The 23,470-nt window shown below is 66.5% G+C and carries 21 protein-coding genes; 14 read left to right on the top strand and 7 right to left on the bottom strand.

Features of this window, described 5'->3' with window-relative positions:
• Positions 1–55: 55 nt before the first annotated feature.
• Entirely contained in the window at positions 56–724 is a 669-nt protein-coding gene (locus I7X18_RS13240) for a VldE C-terminal domain-containing protein (RefSeq protein WP_193048568.1), read from the top strand.
• Between the two features lie 16 nt (positions 725–740).
• On the opposite strand, the gene I7X18_RS13235 is transcribed toward I7X18_RS13240, so the two are convergent.
• From I7X18_RS13235 to I7X18_RS13225, 3 genes are all read right to left on the bottom strand, one after another.
• Positions 741–1,514, bottom strand: a complete 774-nt coding sequence (locus I7X18_RS13235) for an SDR family NAD(P)-dependent oxidoreductase (protein ID WP_193048567.1) — start codon at positions 1,512–1,514, stop codon at positions 741–743.
• Positions 1,511–2,479 (bottom strand): cyclase family protein, encoded by a 969-nt coding sequence (locus tag I7X18_RS13230; protein WP_193048566.1) that lies wholly within the window; start codon positions 2,477–2,479, stop codon positions 1,511–1,513. The genes I7X18_RS13235 and I7X18_RS13230 overlap by 4 nt, the downstream gene beginning before the upstream one ends.
• A gap of 138 nt (positions 2,480–2,617) precedes the next feature.
• Positions 2,618–4,225, bottom strand: coding sequence for a PucR family transcriptional regulator (locus I7X18_RS13225; protein WP_193048565.1), 1,608 nt, complete (start codon positions 4,223–4,225; stop codon positions 2,618–2,620).
• 157 nt (positions 4,226–4,382) lie between these two features.
• On the opposite strand from I7X18_RS13225, the gene I7X18_RS13220 reads away from it, so the two are divergent.
• The 11 genes from I7X18_RS13220 (at position 4,383) to I7X18_RS13170 (ending at position 16,144) form a co-directional block, all read left to right on the top strand.
• Positions 4,383–5,849, top strand: coding sequence for an MFS transporter (locus I7X18_RS13220; protein ID WP_193048564.1), 1,467 nt, complete (start codon positions 4,383–4,385; stop codon positions 5,847–5,849).
• Complete coding sequence (locus I7X18_RS13215) at positions 5,842–7,341, top strand: aldehyde dehydrogenase family protein (protein WP_193048563.1); 1,500 nt, start codon at positions 5,842–5,844, stop codon at positions 7,339–7,341. The genes I7X18_RS13220 and I7X18_RS13215 overlap by 8 nt, the downstream gene beginning before the upstream one ends.
• Positions 7,342–7,385: 44 nt before the next feature.
• Complete coding sequence (locus I7X18_RS13210; protein WP_193048562.1) at positions 7,386–8,378, top strand: amidohydrolase family protein; 993 nt, start codon at positions 7,386–7,388, stop codon at positions 8,376–8,378.
• Positions 8,379–8,600: 222 nt separating this feature from the next.
• Complete coding sequence (locus tag I7X18_RS13205; protein ID WP_193048561.1) at positions 8,601–9,347, top strand: GntR family transcriptional regulator; 747 nt, start codon at positions 8,601–8,603, stop codon at positions 9,345–9,347.
• Complete coding sequence (locus tag I7X18_RS13200; protein WP_193048560.1) at positions 9,344–10,387, top strand: ABC transporter substrate-binding protein; 1,044 nt, start codon at positions 9,344–9,346, stop codon at positions 10,385–10,387. The genes I7X18_RS13205 and I7X18_RS13200 overlap by 4 nt, the downstream gene beginning before the upstream one ends.
• Positions 10,384–11,220, top strand: a complete 837-nt coding sequence (locus I7X18_RS13195; protein ID WP_193048559.1) for an ABC transporter permease — start codon at positions 10,384–10,386, stop codon at positions 11,218–11,220. The genes I7X18_RS13200 and I7X18_RS13195 overlap by 4 nt, the downstream gene beginning before the upstream one ends.
• Before the next feature lies 1 nt (position 11,221).
• Positions 11,222–12,067, top strand: a complete 846-nt coding sequence (locus I7X18_RS13190; protein ID WP_193048558.1) for an ABC transporter permease — start codon at positions 11,222–11,224, stop codon at positions 12,065–12,067.
• 27 nt (positions 12,068–12,094) lie between these two features.
• Complete coding sequence (locus I7X18_RS13185; RefSeq protein ID WP_193048557.1) at positions 12,095–12,862, top strand: ABC transporter ATP-binding protein; 768 nt, start codon at positions 12,095–12,097, stop codon at positions 12,860–12,862.
• 27 nt (positions 12,863–12,889) lie between these two features.
• The gene (locus I7X18_RS13180) at positions 12,890–14,431 is read left to right on the top strand and encodes an aldehyde dehydrogenase (RefSeq protein ID WP_226864472.1); all 1,542 of its coding nucleotides are present in this window, start codon (positions 12,890–12,892) and stop codon (positions 14,429–14,431) included.
• Positions 14,431–15,171, top strand: a complete 741-nt coding sequence (locus tag I7X18_RS13175; protein ID WP_193048556.1) for an enoyl-CoA hydratase/isomerase family protein — start codon at positions 14,431–14,433, stop codon at positions 15,169–15,171. Before I7X18_RS13180 ends, I7X18_RS13175 begins: the two co-directional genes overlap by 1 nt.
• 103 nt (positions 15,172–15,274) lie before the next feature.
• Positions 15,275–16,144: a lysophospholipid acyltransferase family protein gene (locus tag I7X18_RS13170; protein ID WP_193048555.1), complete on the top strand. Its 870-nt coding sequence runs from the start codon at positions 15,275–15,277 to the stop codon at positions 16,142–16,144.
• Positions 16,145–16,159: 15 nt separating this feature from the next.
• Here the strand turns inward: I7X18_RS13170 and I7X18_RS13165 are convergent, their stop codons facing one another.
• The 4 genes from I7X18_RS13165 to I7X18_RS13150 form a co-directional block, all read right to left on the bottom strand.
• On the bottom strand, positions 16,160–16,651 hold the full coding sequence (locus I7X18_RS13165) for a transglycosylase family protein (RefSeq protein ID WP_404822853.1): 492 nt from the start codon (positions 16,649–16,651) through the stop codon (positions 16,160–16,162).
• A gap of 156 nt (positions 16,652–16,807) precedes the next feature.
• The gene (locus I7X18_RS13160) at positions 16,808–18,226 is read right to left on the bottom strand and encodes an APC family permease (RefSeq protein WP_226864471.1); all 1,419 of its coding nucleotides are present in this window, start codon (positions 18,224–18,226) and stop codon (positions 16,808–16,810) included.
• A 302-nt stretch (positions 18,227–18,528) separates the two neighbouring features.
• On the bottom strand, positions 18,529–19,986 hold the full coding sequence (locus I7X18_RS13155; protein ID WP_193048553.1) for an aminobutyraldehyde dehydrogenase: 1,458 nt from the start codon (positions 19,984–19,986) through the stop codon (positions 18,529–18,531).
• 11 nt (positions 19,987–19,997) lie between these two features.
• The gene (locus I7X18_RS13150; protein WP_193048552.1) at positions 19,998–21,380 is read right to left on the bottom strand and encodes an NAD(P)/FAD-dependent oxidoreductase; all 1,383 of its coding nucleotides are present in this window, start codon (positions 21,378–21,380) and stop codon (positions 19,998–20,000) included.
• Between the two features lie 160 nt (positions 21,381–21,540).
• Between I7X18_RS13150 and I7X18_RS13145 the strand changes: the two genes are divergently transcribed.
• Both I7X18_RS13145 and I7X18_RS13140 read left to right on the top strand, forming a co-directional pair.
• Positions 21,541–22,158 carry a TetR/AcrR family transcriptional regulator gene (locus I7X18_RS13145; RefSeq protein ID WP_232375470.1) on the top strand — a complete coding sequence of 206 codons (618 nt, stop codon included), beginning with the start codon at positions 21,541–21,543 and terminating at the stop codon, positions 22,156–22,158.
• Positions 22,155–23,468, top strand: a complete 1,314-nt coding sequence (locus I7X18_RS13140) for a glycosyltransferase (protein ID WP_193048550.1) — start codon at positions 22,155–22,157, stop codon at positions 23,466–23,468. Before I7X18_RS13145 ends, I7X18_RS13140 begins: the two co-directional genes overlap by 4 nt.
• Positions 23,469–23,470 lie beyond the last annotated feature (2 nt).

Below are 23,470 nucleotides of genomic sequence, written 5' to 3'. Positions count from 1 at the left end.
CGAATTAGCGAAGAATGGCCGTCACCGGTCACTCGCGACTCTAAAGTGCTGCTTCATGGGCAGGACGATGTCAGCGAACGGGATGGGTCGCTGGCTGGCGCTCGCCGCCTCGCTCGCCCTGTCTGCGGGCATGGTCTACGCCTCGGACACCGAGACTCCCGGCGGCGCCGATACTCCCCCGGCTGCAGCGGCGCCGTCGACGCCCGCGCAGGCGGCCCCGCCGCAGATCGCCCGCCCGGCGGAGGCGGAACTGCTGGCGGCGAGTGCGCCCGTCGCGGCCCAGGATTTCAACGTCGAGCTGCCGGAGGGTATCGCCCCGGAAGGCGGGCTGCAGGTGAAGACCATCTGGGTGGCCCGCGCGATCAACGTCATGTTCCCGGAGGTCACGACCATCGGCGGGTATCGGCAGGACCCGCTGAGGTGGCACCCCAACGGGTTGGCCATCGACGTGATGATCCCCGATCACGGCACCGACGAGGGGATCGAACTCGGCAATCAGATCGCCGGGCTGGCGTTGGCCAACGCACGTCGCTGGGGCGTGTTGCACGTCATCTGGCGGCAGGGGTTCTATCCCGGGATCGGTGCGCCGAGTTGGACGGCCGACTACGGCAATGAGACCGCCAACCACTACGACCACGTCCACATCGCCACGAACGGCGGAGGCTACCCCACCGGGCGTGAGACGTACTTCCTCGGATCCATGCGCCCGGCGCCGCCGGCGTGAGCACACCGGCTCCGCGTCAGTGTGCGGTCCATCCGCCGTCGACCAGCAACGAGCTGCCGGTGGTGAGCGACGACGCCGGACTGGCCAAATAGGCCACCGCAGCGGCTACTTCGTCCACCGTCCCCAGCCTGCGCAGGGGAATCTCGCCGAGCACCCAGTCCCGGAATTCGGGTTTCGCGAGGCTGGTGGCCGTCAGCTCGGTTTCCACAAAGGTCGGGGCGACGGTGTTCACGCGGATCGCCTCACCGGCCAGCTCGAGGGCCAGCGCTTTGGTCATCCCCTCCAGCGCCCACTTCGACGCGCAGTAGAGCGTGCGTTGCGGACCGCCCACGTGACCCATCTGTGAACCGATCGAGACGATCGACCCACCCTCACCGTGATCGCGCATGCGGGCGACCGCCTGCTGCGTCACGAAGAGTGCGGCCTCGACGTTGACACCCATCACCGCGGCGTAGGACTGCGGAGTGATGTCCACGAGCTGTTGGGCGATGTTGCGCCCCGCGCTGTTGACCAGCACGTCGACGCGCTGACCGGCCATCACCGACGGCACGAAGGCGGTGTCGGTCACATCGCCGACGTGGCACACGGCCGAACCGCCGTACTCCCCTATCAGGCGGGCGGTCTCCTGAAGGGACTCGGCGGTCCGGCCCACGAGGTGAGCGGTGGCCCCGAGCCGGGAGAGCGCGATCGCCGAAGCGCGACCGATACCCGACCCGGCTCCTGTCACCCACGCGTGTTTCCCCGCCAGCGAGGCACCACCGACGAGGGCGTCCACCGCTCCCGACGTCATTTGATGGCCTGGGGATTCAGCGGTGAGCCGACCGCGCCGGGAATCACCAGCGGGGGTCCGACGAGAAGGAATTCGTACTGACCGTCGGCTGCGCAGTCGTCGGCGAGAGCGTCGAGATACCAGATCTCGCCCACCAGCAGACCCATGGACACGATCATCACCAGATGCAGGGGCTGGAACGTGCCTTCGAGTTCGTTCGGCCGGACCTCGGCGCCCCAGGTGTCGGTCGCTATTCCCGCGACCTCCTTCTCGTACAACCACTTCGCGACCGACAGCGACAAGCCGGGTGCGTCGCCGGCGGAGTAGCCTCCCCACCCGGGCAAGTCGCGGCGCGCAGCCATGTCACCGGTCCGGATCAGCACGATGTCGCCGCGCCCCACCGTGACGCCGTGGAATTCGCACGCTTCGTCGAGATCCTCCGGATAGATCGCCTCTCCGGGTTCCAGGTGCGATTTGCCCTTGACCCGCGGCATGTCGAGCAGGACACCGCGCGACACGATCGTCGGCATGTGTTCGACGCCGCCGCGCGCCGCTCCCGAAGAGGTCACCTCGCCCGCGCTGAAGCCGTTGAACATCTTGCCGTCTCGGAAGATGTGACCGAGCGCGTCCCACTGCGTGCCACCCTGCAGGAACAGGAACAAGCTGTCGTCGGCGAACCCCCACCCCAGGGGGTCGGCACTGTAGGTCTGTGTGCCCGCCAGGTGGTCGGTGCCGGTGGCCGCCATCTGGTGCACGGGGTTGACCCGCCCGAACGCACCGGTCTGCGGACCCTGCCCGTCGAGCGGGAGCTGCAGCGAGATCGCCTTACCGGTCCGGACCATCGACGCAGCGGCGCTGATCACGTCGGGGGTGATGAAGTTCAGTGTGCCCCTTTGATCTTCGGTCCCCCAGCGTCCCCAGTTGTTACAGGACTCGTACAGCTCGTGGAAGAGCTCGAAGGTGATGGACTGCTGACTGGTGGTCATCGTGGCTCCGTGGGTGTTGTGCGGACGCGGATTGGCGCCTTCGAGCGAAATCTACGGCGCACGACGGTCGATCCATTGCTCCCATAAGCGAGAACTCGGGCGCATCGGCTCGACTATCGGAGGACGTGCGCCCCCGCGCTATCTGAGGAGCAGCTCGCAGAGGAGTCGCTCCGCGGGATCGTCGAGGTCCAGACCGGAAATCGCCTGGATGCGCTTCAACCGGTAGCGCAGCGTGGTGACGTGGACGTTGAGCCGACGCGCCGCGGCCACGACGTTGCCGAAGGCCGACAGGTAGGCCGACAACGTCGCGGTGTACTCCGAACCGCTGGCCTCGTCCTCGGCCCGCAGGCGGTCGAGCTTCGGATAGTCGATCGCATTGGCCTTCAGGAAGTGACCGACCCGGGACAGGGCGATCCTGGCGAGCGCGTCATCGAATGTGATGACAGTCAACGGATCTGCCGCCGGGCATGTTTCGAGTACCTCGTCGACCTGACGGCGCGCGGTGGGGATGTCCTGCAGTACGCGGACGGTCCGGCTCAGCGAGACCTGGACACCGCGCCCCAGCAACGCACGCCGGACGTGTTCGCCCACCGCGGAGGCGAAGTCGCTGAGCCGGCCGTCCGAGGTCTCGCGGTCGTGGGCGAGTACGCAGTAGACGGTGTGCCCGATGGTCGTGGTGGCCGCACGCCACCGGTACGACTGGCAGTACATGCCGACGGATTCGACGGTCCGGTTCCGGTCGAGGTTGGTCAGCAACGCATCCGGTGAGGCGCGCAGGCCGAGCACGGTGTAGCGGTCGGCGGGCGACAGCCCGTATTCCTCGGCCGTGGACTGTGGGATCGTGCCCTGATCCAACAGCAGACGCATCTGCCTGTTCTGCGTCGCGCGGCGCTGGAATCCGGCCTCCTGATGCCGCAGGAGGAACGGCGCCGCGGTGCGGGCGGCGGCGGCCATGCGGTCGTGGATGTCAGGGGGCAGAGGCGTCTCACCCTCGGCGACCCAGAGGATCCCGAGCAGGAAGCGTTCGGCGCGAATGGAACACAGCAACCGCCGTCGCGCCTCGAAGGGCCCATCGTCGACGGTCACGATCTCGTCGGTACCGAGCAACCTGTCGATGACACCCAGCGACTCGAGGTGACCCAGCCAGCCATCGGGGATCCGGCGGCCGAGGATGGCGATGTCACGACCACGGTCGACCTGGTCGGTTGAACTCGAGTACGACAGCACGCGGAACTTCGCGTCTTCGATGATGACGGGCCCGCCCAGCATCTCGGCGAGCGATTCGGCCAGGCCCGCAAGGTCTTCCAGAGCGACGCCGGACCCACGGATGCGATCAGCCTCAGCGTGCTGGATCAGGTCGCGGATCATGTCCGAGAGCACCAACCACGGCAGGTCGCCGCTGCGCTCCAGCAGACACACGCCGGTGCGCTCGGCGACGGGCCGAATCCGTTGCAGGACAGCATCAGGAAGCGGATCGGTGACCAATGCGCGGGCCCCACGATGGACGGCCTCGCCGATCACGTCGGTCCAGTCACCTCTCGACGCTCCGATCGCGAGCAACAGGTCCGACCGTTCGCCCGTGAACTCGTCGAGAACACCCAGGGACCGGATCCGCACGCTGCCGTCGGCGGCCGGCACGACGATCGCCAGCAGGTCCTCGCCGACCAGTCGGGGTACGTCGTGCACCGAAATCCCGGTGTCGATCTCCATGACGTCACCGGTCGCAACGGTGCTTCTGTCGTCCATACCGACAGACTGCCCTATCGACGGCGGCTCCGTTTCGCCTATCGATGCATCCGGAACGAGGATCTTCCTCCTGATCGAGAACCATGATCGCGGTGACCGTCCATAGACTTCGGCAGTCCGCAGCCGCGACGGGTGGCCACAAGACAGGAGTTCCAGCGTGGGAACACACAAACCGGACACGATGAGGTCGACGGTGACGCGGGCGCAGTGGTGGACGCTCATCGTCACGATGTCGGCCTGGGGCCTCGACGGGTTCGACGGCAGCTTGTTCACCTTGGTGGCGGCGCCGGCGATCACCGAGATGCTCACGGTCGACGGAATCGCACCCGAGCAGTCCGCCATCACGCTGCATATCGGTATCGCGGTCAGTCTCTACCTCTTCGGCTGGGCGATCGGGTCGATGACCCTGGGAATTCTCGCCGACTACTTCGGCCGGGTCCGGGTGCTGATGATCGGTATCGTCACGTTCGCCGTCTTCACGGTGCTGACTGCGTTCGCCACGGAGTTCTGGCAGATCGCACTGTTCCGGTTCATTGCCGGAATCGGTTCGGGGGTCGAGTATCCCGTGGGCGCCGCTCTGATCGCCGAGACCTGGAACAACCGGTTCCGGGCCCGCGCCACCAGCCTGATGGCGTCCGGTTATGCCGCCGGCTACTTCCTGGCGTCGGTGACGTTCGGCTTCGTCGGACACCTCGGGTGGCGGAACGTCATGCTGATCACCGCGGTTCCGATCGTGATCGTCATCATCATGCGGCGATTCGTGGCCGAACCCGAGGTGGCGGTCACGGCCCGGGCGGAGCGGCGGGCCCAGGACGCGGCCGCCAGAGCCGGGAACGCCGAGCGCAGCAAGTTCACCCTCGCCGAATTGTTCTCCGGCAAGCTGCGCCGCACCACGCTGCTGGCCATGACGATCTCGCTCGGTTCGCTCATCGCGTTCTGGTCGATCACCACCTGGGTGCCGCAGATGATCCGTCAGCTCTCCTCCGACGCCGGACTGGACGCCGCGTCGACCACCTCGCAGGTGGCACTGGCCACGGCGATGCTCAACTTCGGCGGCCTGATCGGATATGCGACGTGGGGTTCGATCGCCGACGCCATCGGCCGAAGGCGCGCGTTCCTGGTGAGCATGTCGTGCATGTGGGTGGGTTCAGTGGCGCTGTTCCCCTGGGATTGGGGCTTCACCGCCTACATGGTGATACTGCCGTTGATCGGTTTCGGCGTGTTCGGCGCGTTCTCCGGATCGGCGGTCTGGTTCCCGGAGCTCTACGGGCCGCGGGTACGAGCCACCGCACTGTCGTTCACCAACGGTTTCGGACGCCTGATCACCTCCTTCGGCCCGCTGTTCGCCGGCGCCCTGGCCCTGGCCGTGTTCAACGGCAACCTGCAGCTGGCCATTTTGACCTTGGCCACCGTCGGACTGATCGCTCTGGTGGGCATCAAGGGTCTTCCCGAGACGCGCGGAAAGATGATCTACGAAGGCAGCGACAACAACTTGGCAGGCGCCAACTTGGCAGACAACGACTTGGCAGACAACGACTTGGCAGGCGACGACTTGGCAGGCGACGGGACACCCGTGCGCGTAGTCGACGAGAAAACAGGAGAATCGAGGACCATCCATGGCTGAGCGAACGAAGATGCTGATCGACGGCCGGCGCGTCACGGCAACGAGTGGGCGGTGGCTGCCGGTCCGCAACCCCGCGACCGGTGAGGTCATCACCGAGGTGCCCGCCGGCGACGGCAACGACGTCGGTCTCGCGGTCACCGCCGCCCGGCAGGAGTTCGAGCACGGCAACTGGTCACGGATGACCGCCGCGCAACGAGCCCGGATCCTCAACCGGCTGGCCGACCTCATCGAGGATCGGCTGGACGAGTTCAGTGCGCTCGAAGCGACGAACAACGGCAGGCCGATCAACGAGACCCGGGCACAGATCGGCATCGTTCCGGACTTCTTCCGCTACAACGCGGCCCTGGCGCTGACGCTGCGCGGAGAGACCGTGCCGGTCGGCGAGGGGTATCTCGATTACATCGAGTATGTGCCGCTCGGTGTCGCGGCGGTGATGACGCCGTACAACCACCCGGTGATGATCGCCGCCCGAGGCATCGCCCCGGCACTGGCGACGGGCAACACCGTGGTGGTCAAGCCTTCTGAGCTCACGCCGCTGACCACGTTGCTGCTCGCCGAACTCGCCTACGAGGCAGGTGTTCCCGGCGGCGCACTCAACGTGGTGATCGGGCTGGGGCAGGAGGCGGGTGCGGCGCTGACCAACCATCCGGATGTGAACAGGATCGAGTTCACCGGCGGCACCGAGACCGGCCGGGCAGTGGCGGCCGCCGCGGGACGCAACTTCGGCAAGGTGACCGCTGAACTGGGCGGAAAGACCCCGGTGCTGATCCTCGACGACGCCAACCTCGATGACGCCGTGGCCGGCGCGGCGTTCGCCGGCTTCATCGCGGCCGGGCAATCGTGTGTGGCCGGCGCCAGGGTGATCGTGCACGAATCTCTCGCCTCTGACTTCACCGCCCGCCTGGTCGACATAGCCGAGTCCATCCGGCTGGGTGACCCACTCGATCCGGCGACACAGATGGGACCGGTCATCTCGGCTGCCGCCCGAGACCGGACCTTGCGATATGCCAACGGTGCTGCCGACGAAGGCGCGAAGATTCTGGCCGGAGGTCGGTCACCCAAGCTCGGCGGTCAGCTCGACGGCGGCTACTTCGTCGAACCGACCGTGATCGGCGGTGTGACCGAACAGATGACGGTGGCTCGCGAAGAGGTCTTCGGGCCGTTGGTGTCGATCGAGACGTTCATCGACGATGACGACGCCATCCGGAAGGCGAATTCCTCGCAGTTCGGGCTCGGTGCCGCGGTATGGAGCCGCGACATCGGTCGCGCTCATCGTGCCGCGCAGAGCATCCGGGCCGGCATGACGTGGGTCAATGATCACCACAGGCTCTCCCCGGCCATGCCGTGGGGCGGGTTCAAGGACTCCGGGATCGGCAAGCAGGCCGGTACCGAATCCTTCTTCGGATTCCTGGAGAAGAAGAACGTCATCGTCCGGATCGCCGAAGGTGCGCCGTCATGGTTCACCCAGGGCGACACTTCGCGCCTCAACTGACCCCGCGTGGCCCAGCCGCGTTACCTACCCATGCGAAAGAGACTATGAACAACTGGAATTCAACGGCCGCGTTGGCGCCGGGCCACATCGACATCCACGCGCATCTGTTGCCGGAAGACTGTTACGACATACCGGCCGTCGACGGTGTGCGGTCTCTGACCGAACGCGACGGGGAACTGTACCTCGGCGAGTTCCCCATCGCCGTCACGCGTGATCAGATATCCGGTGTGCCGCGGATCCTGGCGGACATGGATGCCGAGGACATTGCCGTGCGGGTGGTCTCCGCGCCGCCGTATGCGTTCGCGGTCACGGCGGAACCCGACGCCGCCGGCGACTATGCCCGCCGGGTCAACGAGGGCCTGATGCGCATGTGTGAGAAGCACCCGGACCGACTGATACCCATCGGAGTGCTGCCCGTTCAGGACCGCAGTGCCACCGTCGAGGAAGTCAAACGGCTTGTCGCAGAAGGTGTTCGCGGTGTCGCGGTTCCCCCGGTCGTCGGCTCGCTGACACTGGGCGACCCCGAACTGAGCCACGTACTGGACAGTTGCGCGGACGCCGGGCTGGCGGTGCTGGTTCACCCGACCCAGCAGCCGCGGCCCGGGTTCAACCACCACTATCTACAGAACCTGATCGGCAACCCGGTGGAATCGGCGACCGCGATCGCCTCGATACTGCTGGGTGGAACCTTCGACCGCACACCGGCTCTGCGCATCGCGTTCGTGCACGGCGCCGGGGTGGCGCCCGCATTGCTCGGCCGATGGGATCACGGCTGGCACATGCGGGGGGATGTATCCGCCGACAGCACCAGACCGCCGAGTGAGACGTTCCGCAATCACGTCTACGCCGATTCGTTGGCCCATTCGGTCGAGGCGGGCGAACTGCTGTGCAAGACCGTTCACCCCGAACGGATCACCCTGGGCTCCGACTACCCGTTCGACATGGCCGACGCGCATCCGGTGCGCTCGGCCACCGCGCTCGGCCTCGACCAGGAGGTTCTGCGCACCAACGCATTACGGTGGCTGAACCTGACGTGAGCCGCCCCGCGATGAGCTGACACGACGCTGCGCTCCCCGCCACGATCGGGGGGCGCAGCGTTTTCGCAATGGTGCCGGCGGATCGAACGATCCGCCGGCACACCTCTGACGAACTCGCGGCCATGCGCCGCTGTGACCCCTGTCGCTACGTCCGCGCCGGGGTGATTGACAACACAAATTTTGATGTATACATTTCCTCCAGTTGGTAGACAAGGAGTTGAGATGGCATACACAAGTGCTGCCGGTCGCATCGCGGCTGAACTGCGGACCGAGATCCTGCACGGGCAGATCGCGCCCGGCTCGCGGCTGTCGCAGCTGAGCCTCGCGGAGCGGTTCGGCGTGAGCCGCATCCCGGTTCGCGATGCTTTGCAGGTGCTCGCCGGCGAGGGCTTGATGCACCCCATCTCGAACGCCACCGCCGTCGTCATCGGGATGTCGATCCCTGAGCTGCAAGAGCTCTACGAACTTCGGGAAGCGGTCGAGCCGCTGGCCACACAGATCGCGGTTCCGAAGGTCGGTCGGGCCGACATCCTGATGATGCGCAAGCAGATGACGGTCATGGAGTCCAGCAGCGAAGCCCCGATCTGGTTGGCGGCCAACGCGGACTTCCATGCGGCGATCTACAAGCGGGCCGGGCGTCCCCGCATGATCGACCTCGTCGAGCAGCTACGCCGGCTCACCGACCGGTACCTGTACATGCATCTGGAGGTCATCGGCCAGACCGAGCATCTGCACGCCGAGCACGCCGCGATCTTGAGTGCGGTCGAAAGCGGCGATCCGGCGTTGGCGGCCCAGCTCACTCGGGAGCATCTGGCCACCTCGCACGATTACATCCTGTCTTACCTGTTGGAACATCCGTCCGCGACCGGTGGTGACGACCTCATCAGCTACCACGATCGCGCTCAGCAAGACCCCGCGCCCTCGGCAACGATGCCCAGGGGCGGTCGAGTGAAGGGAACACAATCGTGAAAGTACTGGGACGCCGAATCACGGCTGTGGCGCTTGCCGCCACGACAGCGCTCGCGATGTCCGGGTGCGTCTCCCGGCCCGATTCCAACGCGGGCGGCGGCGATGGCGGGACCATCCGGTTCACCTTCGCGCCGGATCCGGTGTGGGACTACATCACCGATCAGGGAATCCTCGACGAGATGGAGGCCGAGTCCGGCATCAACATCGAGGCCTCGTCGACCTGGGACGAATTCGGGGTGTTCGCCGGCGGGCACGCCGACATCGTCTCGTCGGCCTCCTACGAGGTGCCGGTCATCGAAGAGGAGACCGGCCGCGACACGCTCATCATCGGCAAGTACAACCTCGACCGCAGCGTCATCATCACCAAGGCCGACAATCCTGCGCAGACTCTGGCGGACCTCAAGAGCGAGGACGTCTCGGTCTATACGGCCGTGTCGGCGACACTGCTGTGGGGCGCCTACGCCAAGAAGATGGACGGCGCCGACTTCCGCACCGGCGGTGGCGATTACAACCTGATCGTCTCTGATCCCCAGCAGCAGGCCGACCTCGTGACCAAGGGTGAGGTGGCCGCGTGCGTGTGTCTGCCCGAATTCGCCGCGCCGGGCTTGCGCAGCGGTGAACTCAAGGTGCTCTACGACGGCCGATCCGCCGCGGACATGTATTCCGATCTGGTGGTCGAGGGCCACGAGGGTCCGATGATCAACGTCTTCCTGGCCGGCAACGAGTGGGCCCAGGAGAACCCGGAGCAGGTCGAGTTCTTCCTCGACGTCTGGCAGCGCGGTCTGTCGGAGTGGGAGGCCAACAAGGCCCAGATCATCGAGACCTACCCGCAGCACTTCGCGGTGGAGGCCCCCGAGGACATCTCGTTCGTGCAGGACTACATCGCCGACCACGACTGGTTCGTTCGGGACGTGCGGTTCGACCAGGCCTGGGCCGACAACGAGGGGAAGGTCTTCCCCTTCCTCAAGGAGACCGGCTTCATGGCGCAGGACCAGGCCATGCCGAAGTTCCGCCCGTCTGAAAAGAGCGGACAGTCGTGACGGTCACCACCAATCGAACCGCTGACGTGGACGGCGCACCCCCGGAAACGGGGGCTGCGCCCGCCAGCGCAGTGGCCGCGTCGGCACGGCGGCTGGGACTTCACTTCGTCGGTTACGCCCTCCTCCTGGCGATCTGGGCATTCTGTTCGCTCGTGGTGTTCACCGAGTACGTGCTGCCGGCGCCGTGGACGGTCGGCGCCGAGATGTGGCATCTCGCCGCCGACGGGACCGCGTTCGTTCAATTCGGTTCCAGCATTGTCAAGATCGCGCTCGGCTTCGCCATCGGCACTCTCTTCGGCGTCCCTCTGGGCCTGCTGATGGGCCGCATCCGATACCAGAAGTACTTCTGGCAACAGCCACTTCTGGTGTTGGGCAACGTACCCGGGCTCGCCTTCGCGGTGTTCGCGCTGATCCTGTTCGGCATCGGAGCCATCGGGCCCATCGTGGTCGTGTCGTTCGTCGCACTGCCCTACGTCGCCCTCAACGTCGCCCAGGGTGTCGAAGAGGTCGACCGCCGACTGATCGACATGAGCACGGTCTACGGCCGCGGGCGCGGGGACGTCATCAAGTCGGTGTACCTGCCCTCTGTGATGCCCTTCCTGTTCGCCGCACTGCGGTACGGGTTCGCGATGGCGTGGAAGGTGGAGGCGCTCACCGAAGTCTTCGGTGGCCGCAGCGGCATCGGGTTCATGATCCGCCAGTCATTCCAAGAGTTTTCCGTCGCCGGCGTGCTGGCCTGGACCGGGTTCTTCGTGCTCTTCATCCTGTTGATCGAGCGCGTGATCCTGGCCCACCTGGAACAACGGTTCTTCGCATGGAGAGGGGGCCGCTGACATGAGCGCACCCGTGATCGACCGTGGCAACACGGCCACGGCAGGCCGCAGGGCCGCACCCGGTTGGCTGACCGGACCGGTGGGCGCCACCACGGCGGCAGGGCTGCTGTTCCTGCTGTTGTGGCAACTCGCCGGCACGTTCGGCGACCGGATCCCCGGACCTGTTCCGGTGGTTCAGGCCGCGATGAAGGAGATCGAACGCGGCGAGTTCTTCTTCAACTTCGCCATCAGCATGCAGCGATTCGTGATCGGCATGGTCATCTCGATCATTCTCGGGATCGTGATCGGCCTGGCGATCGGCTCCTTCCGGATGTTCGACGATCTCTTCGGCGACGTGAACCTCGTCGGCCTGGCCATCCCCGCCGTGATCTGGGCGTTGTTGTGCGCCATGTGGTTCGGGTTCTCCGACACCGCGCCGATCCTCACGGTGATCCTCTCCGCGATCCCATTCGTCGTCGTCAACGTCGCGGCCGGGGCGCGGTCGATACCGCCTGCGCTGCTGGACATGTCCCAGTCGTACGGCGTGCCACCGGCGCGCCGGTTGCGACACGCCGTGTTGCCTTCGGTGACCGGCTACGTGGTGGCGGGTATCCGGTTCGGCGTCATGTCGGGCTGGAACGGCCTGCTGCTCTCCGAGTGGTTCGGCTCGGCGGACGGCGTCGGGCACCGTGCCCGCTACTGGTACGACGCCAACCAGTTGCCCGGGTTCGTCGCGTGGATCGCGTTCTTCATCGCCTTCATGGTGCTCACCGACCGCGTCCTCCTCGAGCGCCTGTCCAAACGCGCATTCCGTTGGCGCGACGGCGAATCCAAACCCGGCGAACCCGCCGCGGCCGCCGCCGCGTAGACCCCTACTCATCCAAGGAGATTCATCATGGCCAACGTCACCGTGACAGATCTGCTCAAGGTGTTCGGTACCCCCACCGGACCGCAGACCGTCATCAACCGCATCGGATTCGAGATCGCCGACCAGTCCTTCGTATCCCTGGTCGGGCCGTCGGGCTGCGGTAAGACCACGCTGCTCAACATCATCGCAGGCATCGAATCAGCCACCTCGGGCACCGTCACCATCGGCGGAGCCGGCCAGGCGGCCAAGCTCGCCTACGTCTTCCAGGAACCGCGGTTACTGCCGTGGCGGTCGATCTTCGACAACCTGATGTACGTCCAGGCGGTGCGCGACGACGCCGCCAAGCAGCGTGTGCACGAGGCGCTCAAGCGCGTCGGTCTGGGTCACGCCGAGAAGAAGTGGCCCGGGCAGCTGTCCGGCGGACAGCAGCAGCGCGTCGGCATCGCCAGGGCGCTGTCGATCGAACCGGACGTACTGCTGATGGACGAGCCGTTCAGCCACCTCGACGCGATCACCGCGCGCGGCCTGCGGGAACACCTCCAGGAGATCTGGGCGCAGACCCGCAAGACCGTCGTCTTCGTCACCCACGACGTCAAGGAAGCCGCCGAGCTCTCGGACCGCATCCTCATGTTGGCCCCGGGCGGCACCATCCACGAGGACATCACCGTCGATCTTCCTCGTCCGCGCAAGGCCTCCAATACCGAGGTGGCCGTGCTCGAATCGTCGATCCTGCGCCGCTTCGAAGAGCTCGAAGCCAGCGCCCGTCAGCGCTCCGCTGTTACTGCCGGCGCCTGATCCCTGCCAAACGAGAAAGAACCCAAAATGTCTCAATCGGTTGCGACTTCCGCTGTAACCACCTCCAATTCCCTCAACGGCGACAATGTGCACGGCCTGCTCATCGACGGTGAGCACCGGCCCGGCGGCGGCGAGATCCTGGATGTGATCAACCCCGCCACCGGACAGGTCTTCGCCCGCTGCCACAGCGCAAGCGCCGAGGACACCAACGACGCCGTGGTCTCGGCACGCAAGGCGTTCGACTCCGGCGTGTGGTCGCACATGCCGATCCACCAGCGCTCCCGCATTCTCAACCGCTTCGGGGACCTGCTGGAGCGGGACATGGACAAGCTGTACCGCCTGGAGACCGACAACAACGGCAGGCCGATCACCGAAACCAAGGCGCAGATCACCCGCCTCGCCGAGTGGTACCGGTACAACGCCGCGCTGCTGCTGGCCAGTCGTGATTCGGTGGTGCCGATGTCGGGCCCGTACCACTCCTACACCTCGCGCTACCCGCTCGGTGTGGTCGCGACGCTGTCGTCGTTCAACCACCCGTTGATGATCGCATCCAAGAGTGTGGCCCCGGCGCTGGCGACGGGAAACAGCGTGGTGCTCAAGCCTTCTGAGCAGACGCCGCTGACCGCTCTGCTGATCGGCGACCTCGCCCTGGAGGCGGGTATCCCACCCGGGGTGTTGAACGTGATCCCAGGTCTGGGGCCGGTCGCCGGTGCGGGTCTGGCCGAACACCGACTGGTGGACAAGGTGGTGTTCACCGGCGGGACGGAGGTGGGCCGGATCATCTCGGTTGCGACCGCGTCCCGGTTCGCGAAGTCCACGGTGGAACTGGGCGGAAAGACCCCGGTCCTGGTGTTCGACGACATCGCCACCGAGGTCTCCAGTCGCGGCGCGGCATTCGGCGGGTTCGTCGGCGCCGGCCAGACCTGTATCGCCGGCACCCGGATCCTGGTGCAGGAGACGGTGTACGACGACTTCGTGGCAGGGCTGGTCGCACAGGCCGAACGCATCCGGATCGGCGACCCGGCCCACGCCGACACCCAACTCGGCCCGGTGATCTCCGAACGGGCCCGCAAGCGCATCCTCGACTACGTCGAGATCGGCGTCTCCGAGGGTGCGACGCTGGCCACCGGCGGCACGGCCGTCGACGTTCCGGGACTGGACGGCTATTTCGTCGCGCCCACGGTGCTGTCGAATGTCACCAACCAGATGCGGGTCGCCCGCGAAGAGATCTTCGGGCCCGTCCTGGTGGTGATCCCTTTCAAGGACGAGGCGGATGCGATCGCCATCGCCAACGATTCGCCCTACGGTCTCGGATCATCGATCTGGACACGCGACGTCGCGCGTGCGCACCGGGTCGCCTCGAAGTTGGAGCACGGCATCGTCTGGGTCAACGACCATCACCGGCTCGACCCGTCCTCCCCCTGGGGCGGGGTGCGGGAGAGCGGACACGGCCGCGAAGGCGGTACCGAATCGTTCGACGAATTCACCCACGTCCGTGCCGTGACCATCCGCACCGCGGCCGATGACGTCGACTGGTACGGCGGCGTCGCGCTGGAAAGGCTGAACTGATGACGATCACCGACGACATCGGGACCGTGCCGGGACTGACGTTCGAACGCGACGGTGCTGTGCTGACCGTCCGTCTGGACAGCCCGGGCGGAAACCTCATGACGATGGACATGTGTGACGCTCTGGCCGGGGTGCTCACCACCCCACCGGACGGAGTGCACGTCCTGGTGCTGACCGCGGCCGGCGACAGCTTCTGCATGGGCCGCGAACGGACCGCCGCGACGCCTGACGACCTTCCGGCCGAGGTGCGCCGCCTCATCGCGGTCAACGAGGCGCTGGCGGCCACACCGCTGGTGACCGTCGCCCGGGTGCACGGGGACGCCGCGGGATTCGGGGTGGGCCTGGCCGCGCTGTGTGACGTCGCGGTGGCGACCCGCGCGGCCCGGCTCAACTTCCCCGAGGTGCGTATCAACCTGGCGCCGGCGCTCGTGCTGGCGTGGCTGCCGCACATGGTGGGCCGGCGGGCCGCCTTCTGGCTCACCGCCAGCGGTGCGCCGGTCTCCGGTGAGGAGGCGGTGCGCATCGGCCTGCTCAACGAGGTCACCGAGGACGTCGACGCCCTCGATGCCGCGGTGGCGGAGAAGGTCGAGGCACTGCTGGCCGGTGAGCCCCGTGTGCACAACGAGATCAGGGCGATGCTGCGCTCGGTCGACTCGCTGTCGGAGGGCCAGGCCTACGAGTTGGCAGCCGACCGGCTGGTCCTGGGATCGCTGAAGCGGCTGCACATCCCCGGCCACTGAAGTCATTCGAATGCGGGGGAAGCCGGTACACCGGCTTCCCCCGCATTCGGGTCTGGCTCGTAGAATCCAGGTGACGGCAGGCCCACTGGGAGAGGGCGGCGCAATGACTGCGAACACCGATGTACCTCCTGAGGGCAGTGACGTCATCGTCGTTCCCCCGGGTGAACGCATGTGGCGCACACTGCTGACGGTCGTCGCGGACAATCTCGAGCCGCTGATGAAGCTGTACCGCCCGTACGTCGACGGGCTGGACAACCTGCCGGCCGACGGCCGCTTCCTGATCGTCGGCAATCACACCCAGATGTCGTTCGCCGAGATCGTGATGATCCCGTATTTCGTGCGCCATACCATCGGCAAACAGGTCAGGCCCCTGGCGGACCGGCAGTTCGGAAATGCCAGGGGGCTGCAGGCCGATCTGATCGCGGCGTACGGCGCGGTGGTGGGCACTCCCGAGACGGCGGGCGCGCTCATGCGTCACGACCAGACCATCCTGGTCTTTCCCGGCGGTGGTCGCGAGATCGCGAAGTTCAAGGGCGAGGAATACCGGTTGAGGTGGGAAAACCGCTACGGCTTCGCCCGCCTGGCCACCGATCACGACTATCCGATCGTCACTGCGGCGCTGGTCGGCGCAGACGACGTCTACACCAGCCTGGTCACCCGCGACGGCGTATTCGGCCGGTTCAGCGGCTGGCTTGGTAAGCGCATCGGGGGACCGCCGGACATGGCCATGCCCTTGCTGCGCGGTGTCGGGCCCACCCTCATCCCCCGCCCGCAACGGATGTACCTGCGTTTCGGGCCGCCCATCAGCTCAGCACTGCCTGACGGCATCGAGCGGGAGGCGTGGACAGCGAAGGTCAAAGCCGAGGTGCAGGCGCAGTTGGAAACGGAACTGGCCGACCTTCAACGTATCCGGAGCGCCGACCCGTACCGGGAGCTCAATCCGCTGGCCTGGCGCTCCGCGGTCATGCCGTGACGGTGCGGCCCTGCATCAGCCGGCCAGCATCGAAGCGACAGCGCGAGCCTGGTTCGTCAGGGCGGCGCACATTCGGTTGAGGTTGAGGCCGCCGAGCACGATCCCGGCCATGACCCGGCAGGCGCTGCCCGTACCGGGAGGAGCCGAAGACCTCGGGGAGAGGGCATACGCGCCACAGACGGGCCAGGCGCCGATCCCCTGCGTGCGCAGAACGCGCTCGGCGACGGCTATCTGGTATTGGCGCGGCGCAAGGTGTGGGGAGCCGACTCCGCCGTGCTCCCGCCATGTGGCCGGCAGGAACTGCAGGCCACCGTAGAACCCATTGCCGGTGTTGATCGCCCAGTTGCCGCTGGATTCGCACTGAGCGATCGCATCCCAATTCACCGTGCTGGCCTGCGCGTTCGGTGTAGCCACCGCGATCGACGTCGCCGACAGAGCGGCTGCGGTCAGTGCCACACCCAATCCCTTGCCCAAGTGCACGGGGATCCTTTCATCCGCCGAACGCATGTGAGGACGTGCGCTGGCGTGGTGGTCGGTCTCGGTTGACCGTCATTGTTACTGGCGATGTCACAGTGAACGTTGAGGAGACAGTGATAGTTGTTCACAACTTTCGGTGCGAACACCTCGTCTCCGGATGGGGTCCGGGAGCCAGTAACCCCTGCATCACCGGTCGATGGTGGCGTCCGCCCGGTCCCGGCGCTGGACGAACCACCACAGCACCACGCCGGCGGCCAGGATCGACAGGGCTATGCACAGTTCCAGTACGCCGCCGTAGCCGGTGATGGAGAACCCGGTGGCCCCGACCACCAACAACACCACCAGCAGGACCGCCAAAGCCATCGACAGTGGCACGAACACCTGTGGGAGACGGATCGGACGCGCAGCGTCCGGCCGGTCCTTGCGCAGCAGCGCGAAACCGGCAACGGCCAGCACGTGGGCGAGGATGTAGCCCAGATTGCCGGTCACGATGATGGCCAGCGGCTGCTGAAGCACCACCAGCAGAACCACGTTGAGCACCAGCATCACGTTCAACGCACGAACGGGCACACCGCGGCGGTTGAGCTTGCCCATCGAACGGACGGTGATGCCCTCCTTGCCCATGTTGAACAGCACCCGGGAGGCATCGGCGACCGAGGTCAGCATCACCAGCATCAGGGATGCGATGAGGCACAGCACCATGACGTCCGCGCCGGCACCGGTCAGCTGCGAGAAACTGGCCACGAAGAACGTCGAGGGGTCCTCGCTGATCGCCTGCTCGCCGGCGAATCCGCCGAGGGTGAGCGGAACCAGGAAGAACACACCCAGGCAGAACAGCGCCGAGGCGCGAATGGCTCGCGAGGTGTCCCGGACCGGGTCGCGGTACTCCGGGGCGAAGGTGGCACACACCTCGATGCCCAGTGTCGTCCACGCCATCACGTACAGCCAGACGATCGCGGTGTGCAGACCTTCCAGTCCGTGCAGGTTCCACGTCAGGTCCATCGGCGCCCAGTCGGCGTTGAACAGCGGGAAGAAGATGAAGACCGCCAGCGGGATCATCAGGATTCCGGCGGTCACATAGACGAATGCCATGGTGACCCGCACGCCGACGATGTTGATGCCGTACAGCAGGAAGATCACCGCCAGGCCGATGAGTATCGGGAAGCTCAGATGCAGTGGACCGAAGTCCACCGACCACTGTTCGTCGGGGAACCACTGCGACTGCACGAGCAGGCCGGTCAAGGAACCGTAGGTGGCCAGGTTGGATCCCCATGGCAACCAGTACCCGACGCCGGCCAGGGGCGCAAACCACGGCACCCGCTTCTTCCACGCCTCGGCCGCGTACCCGGAGATGCCGCCGGAGGCGTTGGGGAACATCGCGGCCAGCTCGATGTAGATCCAGTTCACTGCCAGCGAGATGGCCATCGAGATCGCCCAGAGAACCGCCGCGCCCCATCCGCCCAGCCCGGCGATCGAGGCGCCCAGCGTGGCGACCAGCGCGGCCGGCATCGTCATCGCCATCGCGAAACCGTCGAACCAGCGCATCTTTCGAGGCAACACCTCGTCCACCGAATGCAGCGCGGCGGCGTCCTCGTTGGTCACCATGTCAAACCTCCAGTGCTCGATGCCGAGATCTCGACGCGCGTGTGCCCACGGCTAGCTGTGTGGATTGCGTGGCGCCGCCGCGACTCTCGTCGTCACGTAGCGCCGGTCACACGGTAAACCGTCACGCGTAGATGTGCAGCACGAACCGAAAAGTTTTGTGCCGATTCGTTTTTCGCCGATCCTGGGCATGCGGGAACCTCCGAGTGAACTTGTCGGTCACCACTCGGAGGTTGTCCTCGGCGTCGGTCAGCGCGCCGGAATCACGACCCTTCTGGTTCGATCACTCTGCTGCACTGCGACTTTCACGCCGGCCGAAAGGAATCGTGCGCGGCACGGGAAGCGTGTTTGACCATGATGTGGCGGGCGACGGTGTATTCCGCCACGGCCGCCTGGCTCATGTCCTTGCCGAAACCGCTGGCCTTCACGCCGCCGTGCGGCGCCTCCGACGCGATCGGCAGGTGGTCGTTCACCCAGGTGACGCCTGCCTCGATCGCGTGAGCGGTGCGCAGCGCGCGTGCCACGTCCACCGTCCACACCGATGACGCCAGGCCGTACCGGCAGTCGTTGGCGAGCCGGATGGCGTCGGCCTCATCGCGGAACGGCAGGGCGACCAGAACCGGACCGAACACCTCGTTCTGGACGATCTCGGCGGACTGGTCGGCGCCGGTGATCAGCGTCGGCGGGTAGTAGGCCCCGTCGCCGTCCGGAATGACACCGCCGGTACGCACCGTCGCTCCCGCCGCGACGGCACGCTCGACCAAGCCGTGCACCCGGTCCCGGTGCTCGGCGCTGATCAGCGGACCGATATCGGTCGCGGTGTCACGCGGGTCGCCGACCCGGATCTTGTCGAAGACCGCCGCGAGCCGATCGACGAGATCGCCGAACACGGACTCGTGGGCATAGACCCGGGTGGCCGCGGTGCAGTCCTGTCCGGAGTTGTACGTCGCGCCCATCGCGATACCGTGCGCGGCGTCGTCGAGGTGCGCGTCCTCGAACACCAGACACGGTGCCTTGCCGCCGAGCTCGAGGTGGACCCGCGCGCCGCGAACCGCGGCGGTCGACATCACCTGCCGGCCGGCGCGGGTGGACCCGGTGATCGAGATCAACTGCACCCGTTCGTCGGCCACCAGCGCCTCCCCGACCGTGTGATCACCGGTCACCACCTCGAGAACCCCAGGCGGGATACCGGCTTCGGTGGCGAGTTCGGCGATGCGCAGCGTGCTCGACGGTGTCGTCGGGGCCGGCTTGATGACGATGGTGTTCCCGGCGGCCAGCGCGGGACCGATCTTCCACAGGCCCATGATCAGCGGAAAATTCCACGGAGCGATACCGACGACCGGTCCCACCGGGCGCCGGACGATCATCGAGGTGTAGCCCGTGCTGAGCAGGCCGGCGCCGGTCTCCTCCAGCGAGCGTCCGGCACCGGCGAAGAATCGCAGGTTGTCGGTGCCGAACGGAAGCTCGCCGTCGCGGAAAACCGCTTCCGGCTTGCCGGTTTCGGCAACTTCGAGCGCGGTGAGTTCGGCAGCGTGGGTGTCGATGAGGTCGGCCCACCGCAGCAGCGCCCGCGCGCGTTCGCCGGCGGTGCGCCCGGACCATTCCGGAAACGCCTCGGCGGCGGCTCCGACGGCGTGGGCGGCCTCGGCGACCGAGGCCTCCGAAACGGTCGCGGTGGGTGTGCCGTTCGCCGGGTTCACCAGCACCCGCTCGCCTCCCGATCCCGGGAGACGCCGCCCCCGATGGAATCGCCCTGCGGTCATGTTCTCACTCCTCAACTGTTGAAGCCCACACCGAAGCGGTCGAATGTGCGCAAAAGCAAACCCCTGCGGCCTGTTTCGTCCTCGCGAGCCAGGGCGGCACGGGTCAACTCGACGGCGGGCCAGCGCAGCGGTTCGGGCGGGAAGGGCACCGCGGTGCCGGTGATCGCCTTGAGCCGGGTTCGTTCGGTCTCGCGGCCGGCCAGCAGGTCCAGGGCCACGCGGGCACCGAATCTCGTCGACGCCACACCCAGGCCGGTGAATCCGACCGCATAGGCCAACCGGCCCTGCATGGCGGTGCCGAAGATCGGGGTGAACCGGCTGGTCGTGTCGATCACACCGCCCCAGCGGTGGGTGAACGGAACGTCGGCCAGCTGCGGGAACGTCTCCCGGAAGTGGCGCGCCAACAGACGGTGCGACCGATCGCGCAGCTCCAGATCCGGGCTGACGGCATTGCCGTAGTGGTAGATGGCGTCGTATCCGCCCCAGACAATCCGATCGTCACGGGTTCTGCGGAAGTAGTGGAACTGATTGCCCGCGTCGGTGAGTCCCTGGTTCTGCGACCAGCCGATCGAGTCCAGCTGCGCGGCAGTCAACGGAGCTGTGGCCAATACATAGTCATAGACCGGCAGAATCCATGCGCGCAGCCGTCGCAGCAGCGGCCGGTAGGCGTTGGATGCCAGCAACACCTGAGCGGTGTCGACGGCGCCGTGCGCACTGCGGACGGTCAAAGTGGCGCCATCACGGGTGATACCGGTCGCCGCGGAGCGCTCGAAGATCTTGGCGCCCAAGCCTTCTGCCACCCGGCGCAGGCCGAGCGTCAACGCCATCGGATCGGTCAGGCCACCGCGCAGCGACCGGAGCCCACCGAGGAATGCCTGCGAGTGGATGTCGGCGCGGACCTCGTCACGGTCGAGGAAGCGGACCTCTTCGCCGTGGCGGGCGTAGGTTGGCACCGATTTGCGCAGCGCTTCGTACTCGTGCGCCGTTCTGGCCAGGGTGGTCTTACCGACCAGCCGCAGATCCGCGTCGATGCCGTGATCGTCCAGGAACGCGGCGATCTCCTCGACGTTCTGCCGGCCGAGGCGCTGCAGTTCGCCGAGTTCATCCGGCCACAGTGCCTCGCCGTGGGCCAGACCGTGGGTGAGTGATTCGGCGACGAACCCGCCGTTGCGCCCGGACGCACCCGAACCCACCCAGTCCTGTTCGAGCACGACGACCCGACGCGACGGATCCTCGGTCAGCGCTTCGATGGCCGCCCACAGACCGGTGTAACCGGCGCCGACGATGGCCAGATCGGCGGGCACCCGGCCGCGGAGCGGCTCGGTCCGCGGACCGGTTCGGACTCCGTCCCACCACACCGGACGCGGTTCGGCGTCGCGCAAGTCGTCCGTCATTCGGACGATAGTTGCACTGCCCTTCAGAGAACACAAGGCGACAATGTGCATGTCAACCGCGTTACGTATGTAAAACCTGACTTTCAGTTCAAAGTCAGTCTTCCCGAATCGCTACTTTCCTGGCACAGTGACACCCGACATACGGAGGTGCACGGTGCCGGTGAGCCGCACGGAGCGACGCGCCAACCTACTTCACGCCGCGCAGCGCGCCGTGATGAAACATGGCGCCGACGTGCAACTCAACCAGGTCGCGGCCGAAGCCGGTCTGACCTCCGGCGCGGTCCTCTATCACTTCCCCGACGTGCAGACGCTGCTCGTGGAGGCCAACCGCGCCGGTATGGAGCGGTTCTACGACGAGCGACTGCGCGCGATCGAAGGCATCGCCGAACCGGATCGCCGTTTGGTGGTCACCATCGAATCGGGCCTGCCCGTCGACTCCGACGATCCGGCGGTGAAGCTGCTGTGCGAGCTCGGCGGCGCGGCCGGGCGTTATCCCACCTACGGTGTCCTGCTGACCGCACTCTTCGATCGGCAGGTGGCGATGTACCAGGTGATCCTGGAATCCGGTGCCGCCCAGAACGTTTTCACCCTGACTTCACCCTCGTTGGCCATCGCCCGCAACATCGTGGCACTCGAGGATGCCTACGGATACCGCATGGTGGCCCGTCATCCCAGCCTCGATGCCAACGCATCGATCGAGCAGATCCTCGACTACGCACGGGTGGCAACCGGCCACCCCCTCCCCCGCCGCGAGCCGGGCGAAAGGACACCACGATGAGCGAGCCTCTTACCATCATGTTCTGGCCGGAGTCCGCCTACGGACCCACCAACCAGTGCATCGGCGTCGCGGCGAAACTACGCGAGCGCGGCCATCAGATCGTGTTCGCCGCCGAATCCTCCTGGGCCGGCAAGATCGGCAAGTTCGGGTTCATCGAGGAACTCGTCGACCTGGCGGAACCGGTCGAGGGCGCCGGCGAAGGCGACGCGGGCCAGTTCTGGACGGACTTCATCGCAGAGACCGCGCCCGAGTTCGCCAAACCCACCATCGAGCAGCTCGAAACCTTCATCAAGCCGACCTTTCAGGCCCTCATCGACGGCGCCAAGTACTGCGAGCCGCGGTTGCGCGAGATCATCGCCAAGCACCAACCCGATGTCATCGTCGAGGACAATGTCGTCCTCTTCCCGGCGCTGACCACCGCGGGTAAACCGTTCGTCCGTTTCATGTCCTGTAGCCCGCTGGAGGTGCCCGGACCCGATGTGCCGCCGCCGTTCTCGGGGTTGCCCAGCGATGACAGGTCCGACTGGGGCCCCTACCTCGCCGAGTTCGACCGGGCACTGCGCCCCATGTGGGCGGAATTCGACGCCTGGGTGCGCGAGCAGGGTGCGGCGCCGCTCCCGGACCTGGAATTCATGCCTCGCGACAACGCCGCCACCATCTACCTTTACCCCGCCGAAGCGGACTACACCGACCGGCGCCCGCTCGACGAGTCGTGGACGCGGGTGGACTCGAGTATCCGGGAGACCGACGAGGATTACGCTGTGCCCGCCTCCGTGACCGACCGTCCGACCGACAGCGCCCTCCTGTACCTGTCGCTGGGTTCCCTTGGCGGAGCGGATGTTTCGCTGATGCAACGGCTCATCGATGTGTTGGCGACCACCCGGCACCGCTTCATCGTGAGCATGGGACCGCAGGCCGACAAGATCACCCTCGCCGGCAACATGGTGGGAGCGCAGATGCTTCCCCAGACCAGGATCATGCCGCTCGTCGACGCGGTGATCTCCCACGGCGGCAACAACACCACCACCGAAGCGCTGCACTTCGGGAAGCCGCTGATCGTGCTCCCGCTGTTCTGGGACCAGTACGAGAATGCCCAGCGCATCGACGAATTGGACCTCGGTGTGCGGCTGGACACCTACCACTTCACCGACGACCAATTGACCGGCGCGCTGGAGCGCATACTCGCCGATGGTGCACTGCGCGAGCGGGTTTACCAGATCGGCGAACAGGTCCGCAAGCGCGACGGGCTGCGCCTGGCGGCCGATGTCATCGAACGTGTGGGGTACGAACTTCGCCCCACGCCCGCCTGAAC

It is taken from the genome of Mycolicibacterium baixiangningiae (assembly GCF_016313185.1).
Classification (GTDB): domain Bacteria; phylum Actinomycetota; class Actinomycetes; order Mycobacteriales; family Mycobacteriaceae; genus Mycobacterium; species Mycobacterium baixiangningiae.
The sequence above is the reverse complement of the archived record's forward strand: the minus strand, read 5'-3'. Positions and strand labels throughout refer to the sequence as shown.

Coding starts and splice junctions, on each gene's coding strand:
- I7X18_RS13215 (WP_193048563.1), top strand. CDS start 5,842: ATGGCTGAGCGAACGAAGATGCTGATCGACGGCCGGCGCGTCACGGCA.
- I7X18_RS13185 (WP_193048557.1), top strand. CDS start 12,095: ATGGCCAACGTCACCGTGACAGATCTGCTCAAGGTGTTCGGTACCCCC.
- I7X18_RS13175 (WP_193048556.1), top strand. CDS start 14,431: ATGACGATCACCGACGACATCGGGACCGTGCCGGGACTGACGTTCGAA.
- I7X18_RS13225 (WP_193048565.1), bottom strand. CDS start 4,225: ATGGACGACAGAAGCACCGTTGCGACCGGTGACGTCATGGAGATCGAC.
- I7X18_RS13160 (WP_226864471.1), bottom strand. CDS start 18,226: ATGGTGACCAACGAGGACGCCGCCGCGCTGCATTCGGTGGACGAGGTG.
- I7X18_RS13205 (WP_193048561.1), top strand. CDS start 8,601: ATGGCATACACAAGTGCTGCCGGTCGCATCGCGGCTGAACTGCGGACC.
- I7X18_RS13140 (WP_193048550.1), top strand. CDS start 22,155: ATGAGCGAGCCTCTTACCATCATGTTCTGGCCGGAGTCCGCCTACGGA.
- I7X18_RS13180 (WP_226864472.1), top strand. CDS start 12,890: ATGTCTCAATCGGTTGCGACTTCCGCTGTAACCACCTCCAATTCCCTC.
- I7X18_RS13240 (WP_193048568.1), top strand. CDS start 56: ATGGGCAGGACGATGTCAGCGAACGGGATGGGTCGCTGGCTGGCGCTC.
- I7X18_RS13230 (WP_193048566.1), bottom strand. CDS start 2,479: ATGACCACCAGTCAGCAGTCCATCACCTTCGAGCTCTTCCACGAGCTG.
- I7X18_RS13210 (WP_193048562.1), top strand. CDS start 7,386: ATGAACAACTGGAATTCAACGGCCGCGTTGGCGCCGGGCCACATCGAC.
- I7X18_RS13155 (WP_193048553.1), bottom strand. CDS start 19,986: ATGACCGCAGGGCGATTCCATCGGGGGCGGCGTCTCCCGGGATCGGGA.
- I7X18_RS13190 (WP_193048558.1), top strand. CDS start 11,222: ATGAGCGCACCCGTGATCGACCGTGGCAACACGGCCACGGCAGGCCGC.
- I7X18_RS13150 (WP_193048552.1), bottom strand. CDS start 21,380: ATGACGGACGACTTGCGCGACGCCGAACCGCGTCCGGTGTGGTGGGAC.
- I7X18_RS13170 (WP_193048555.1), top strand. CDS start 15,275: ATGACTGCGAACACCGATGTACCTCCTGAGGGCAGTGACGTCATCGTC.
- I7X18_RS13235 (WP_193048567.1), bottom strand. CDS start 1,514: ATGACGTCGGGAGCGGTGGACGCCCTCGTCGGTGGTGCCTCGCTGGCG.
- I7X18_RS13165 (WP_404822853.1), bottom strand. CDS start 16,651: ATGCGTTCGGCGGATGAAAGGATCCCCGTGCACTTGGGCAAGGGATTG.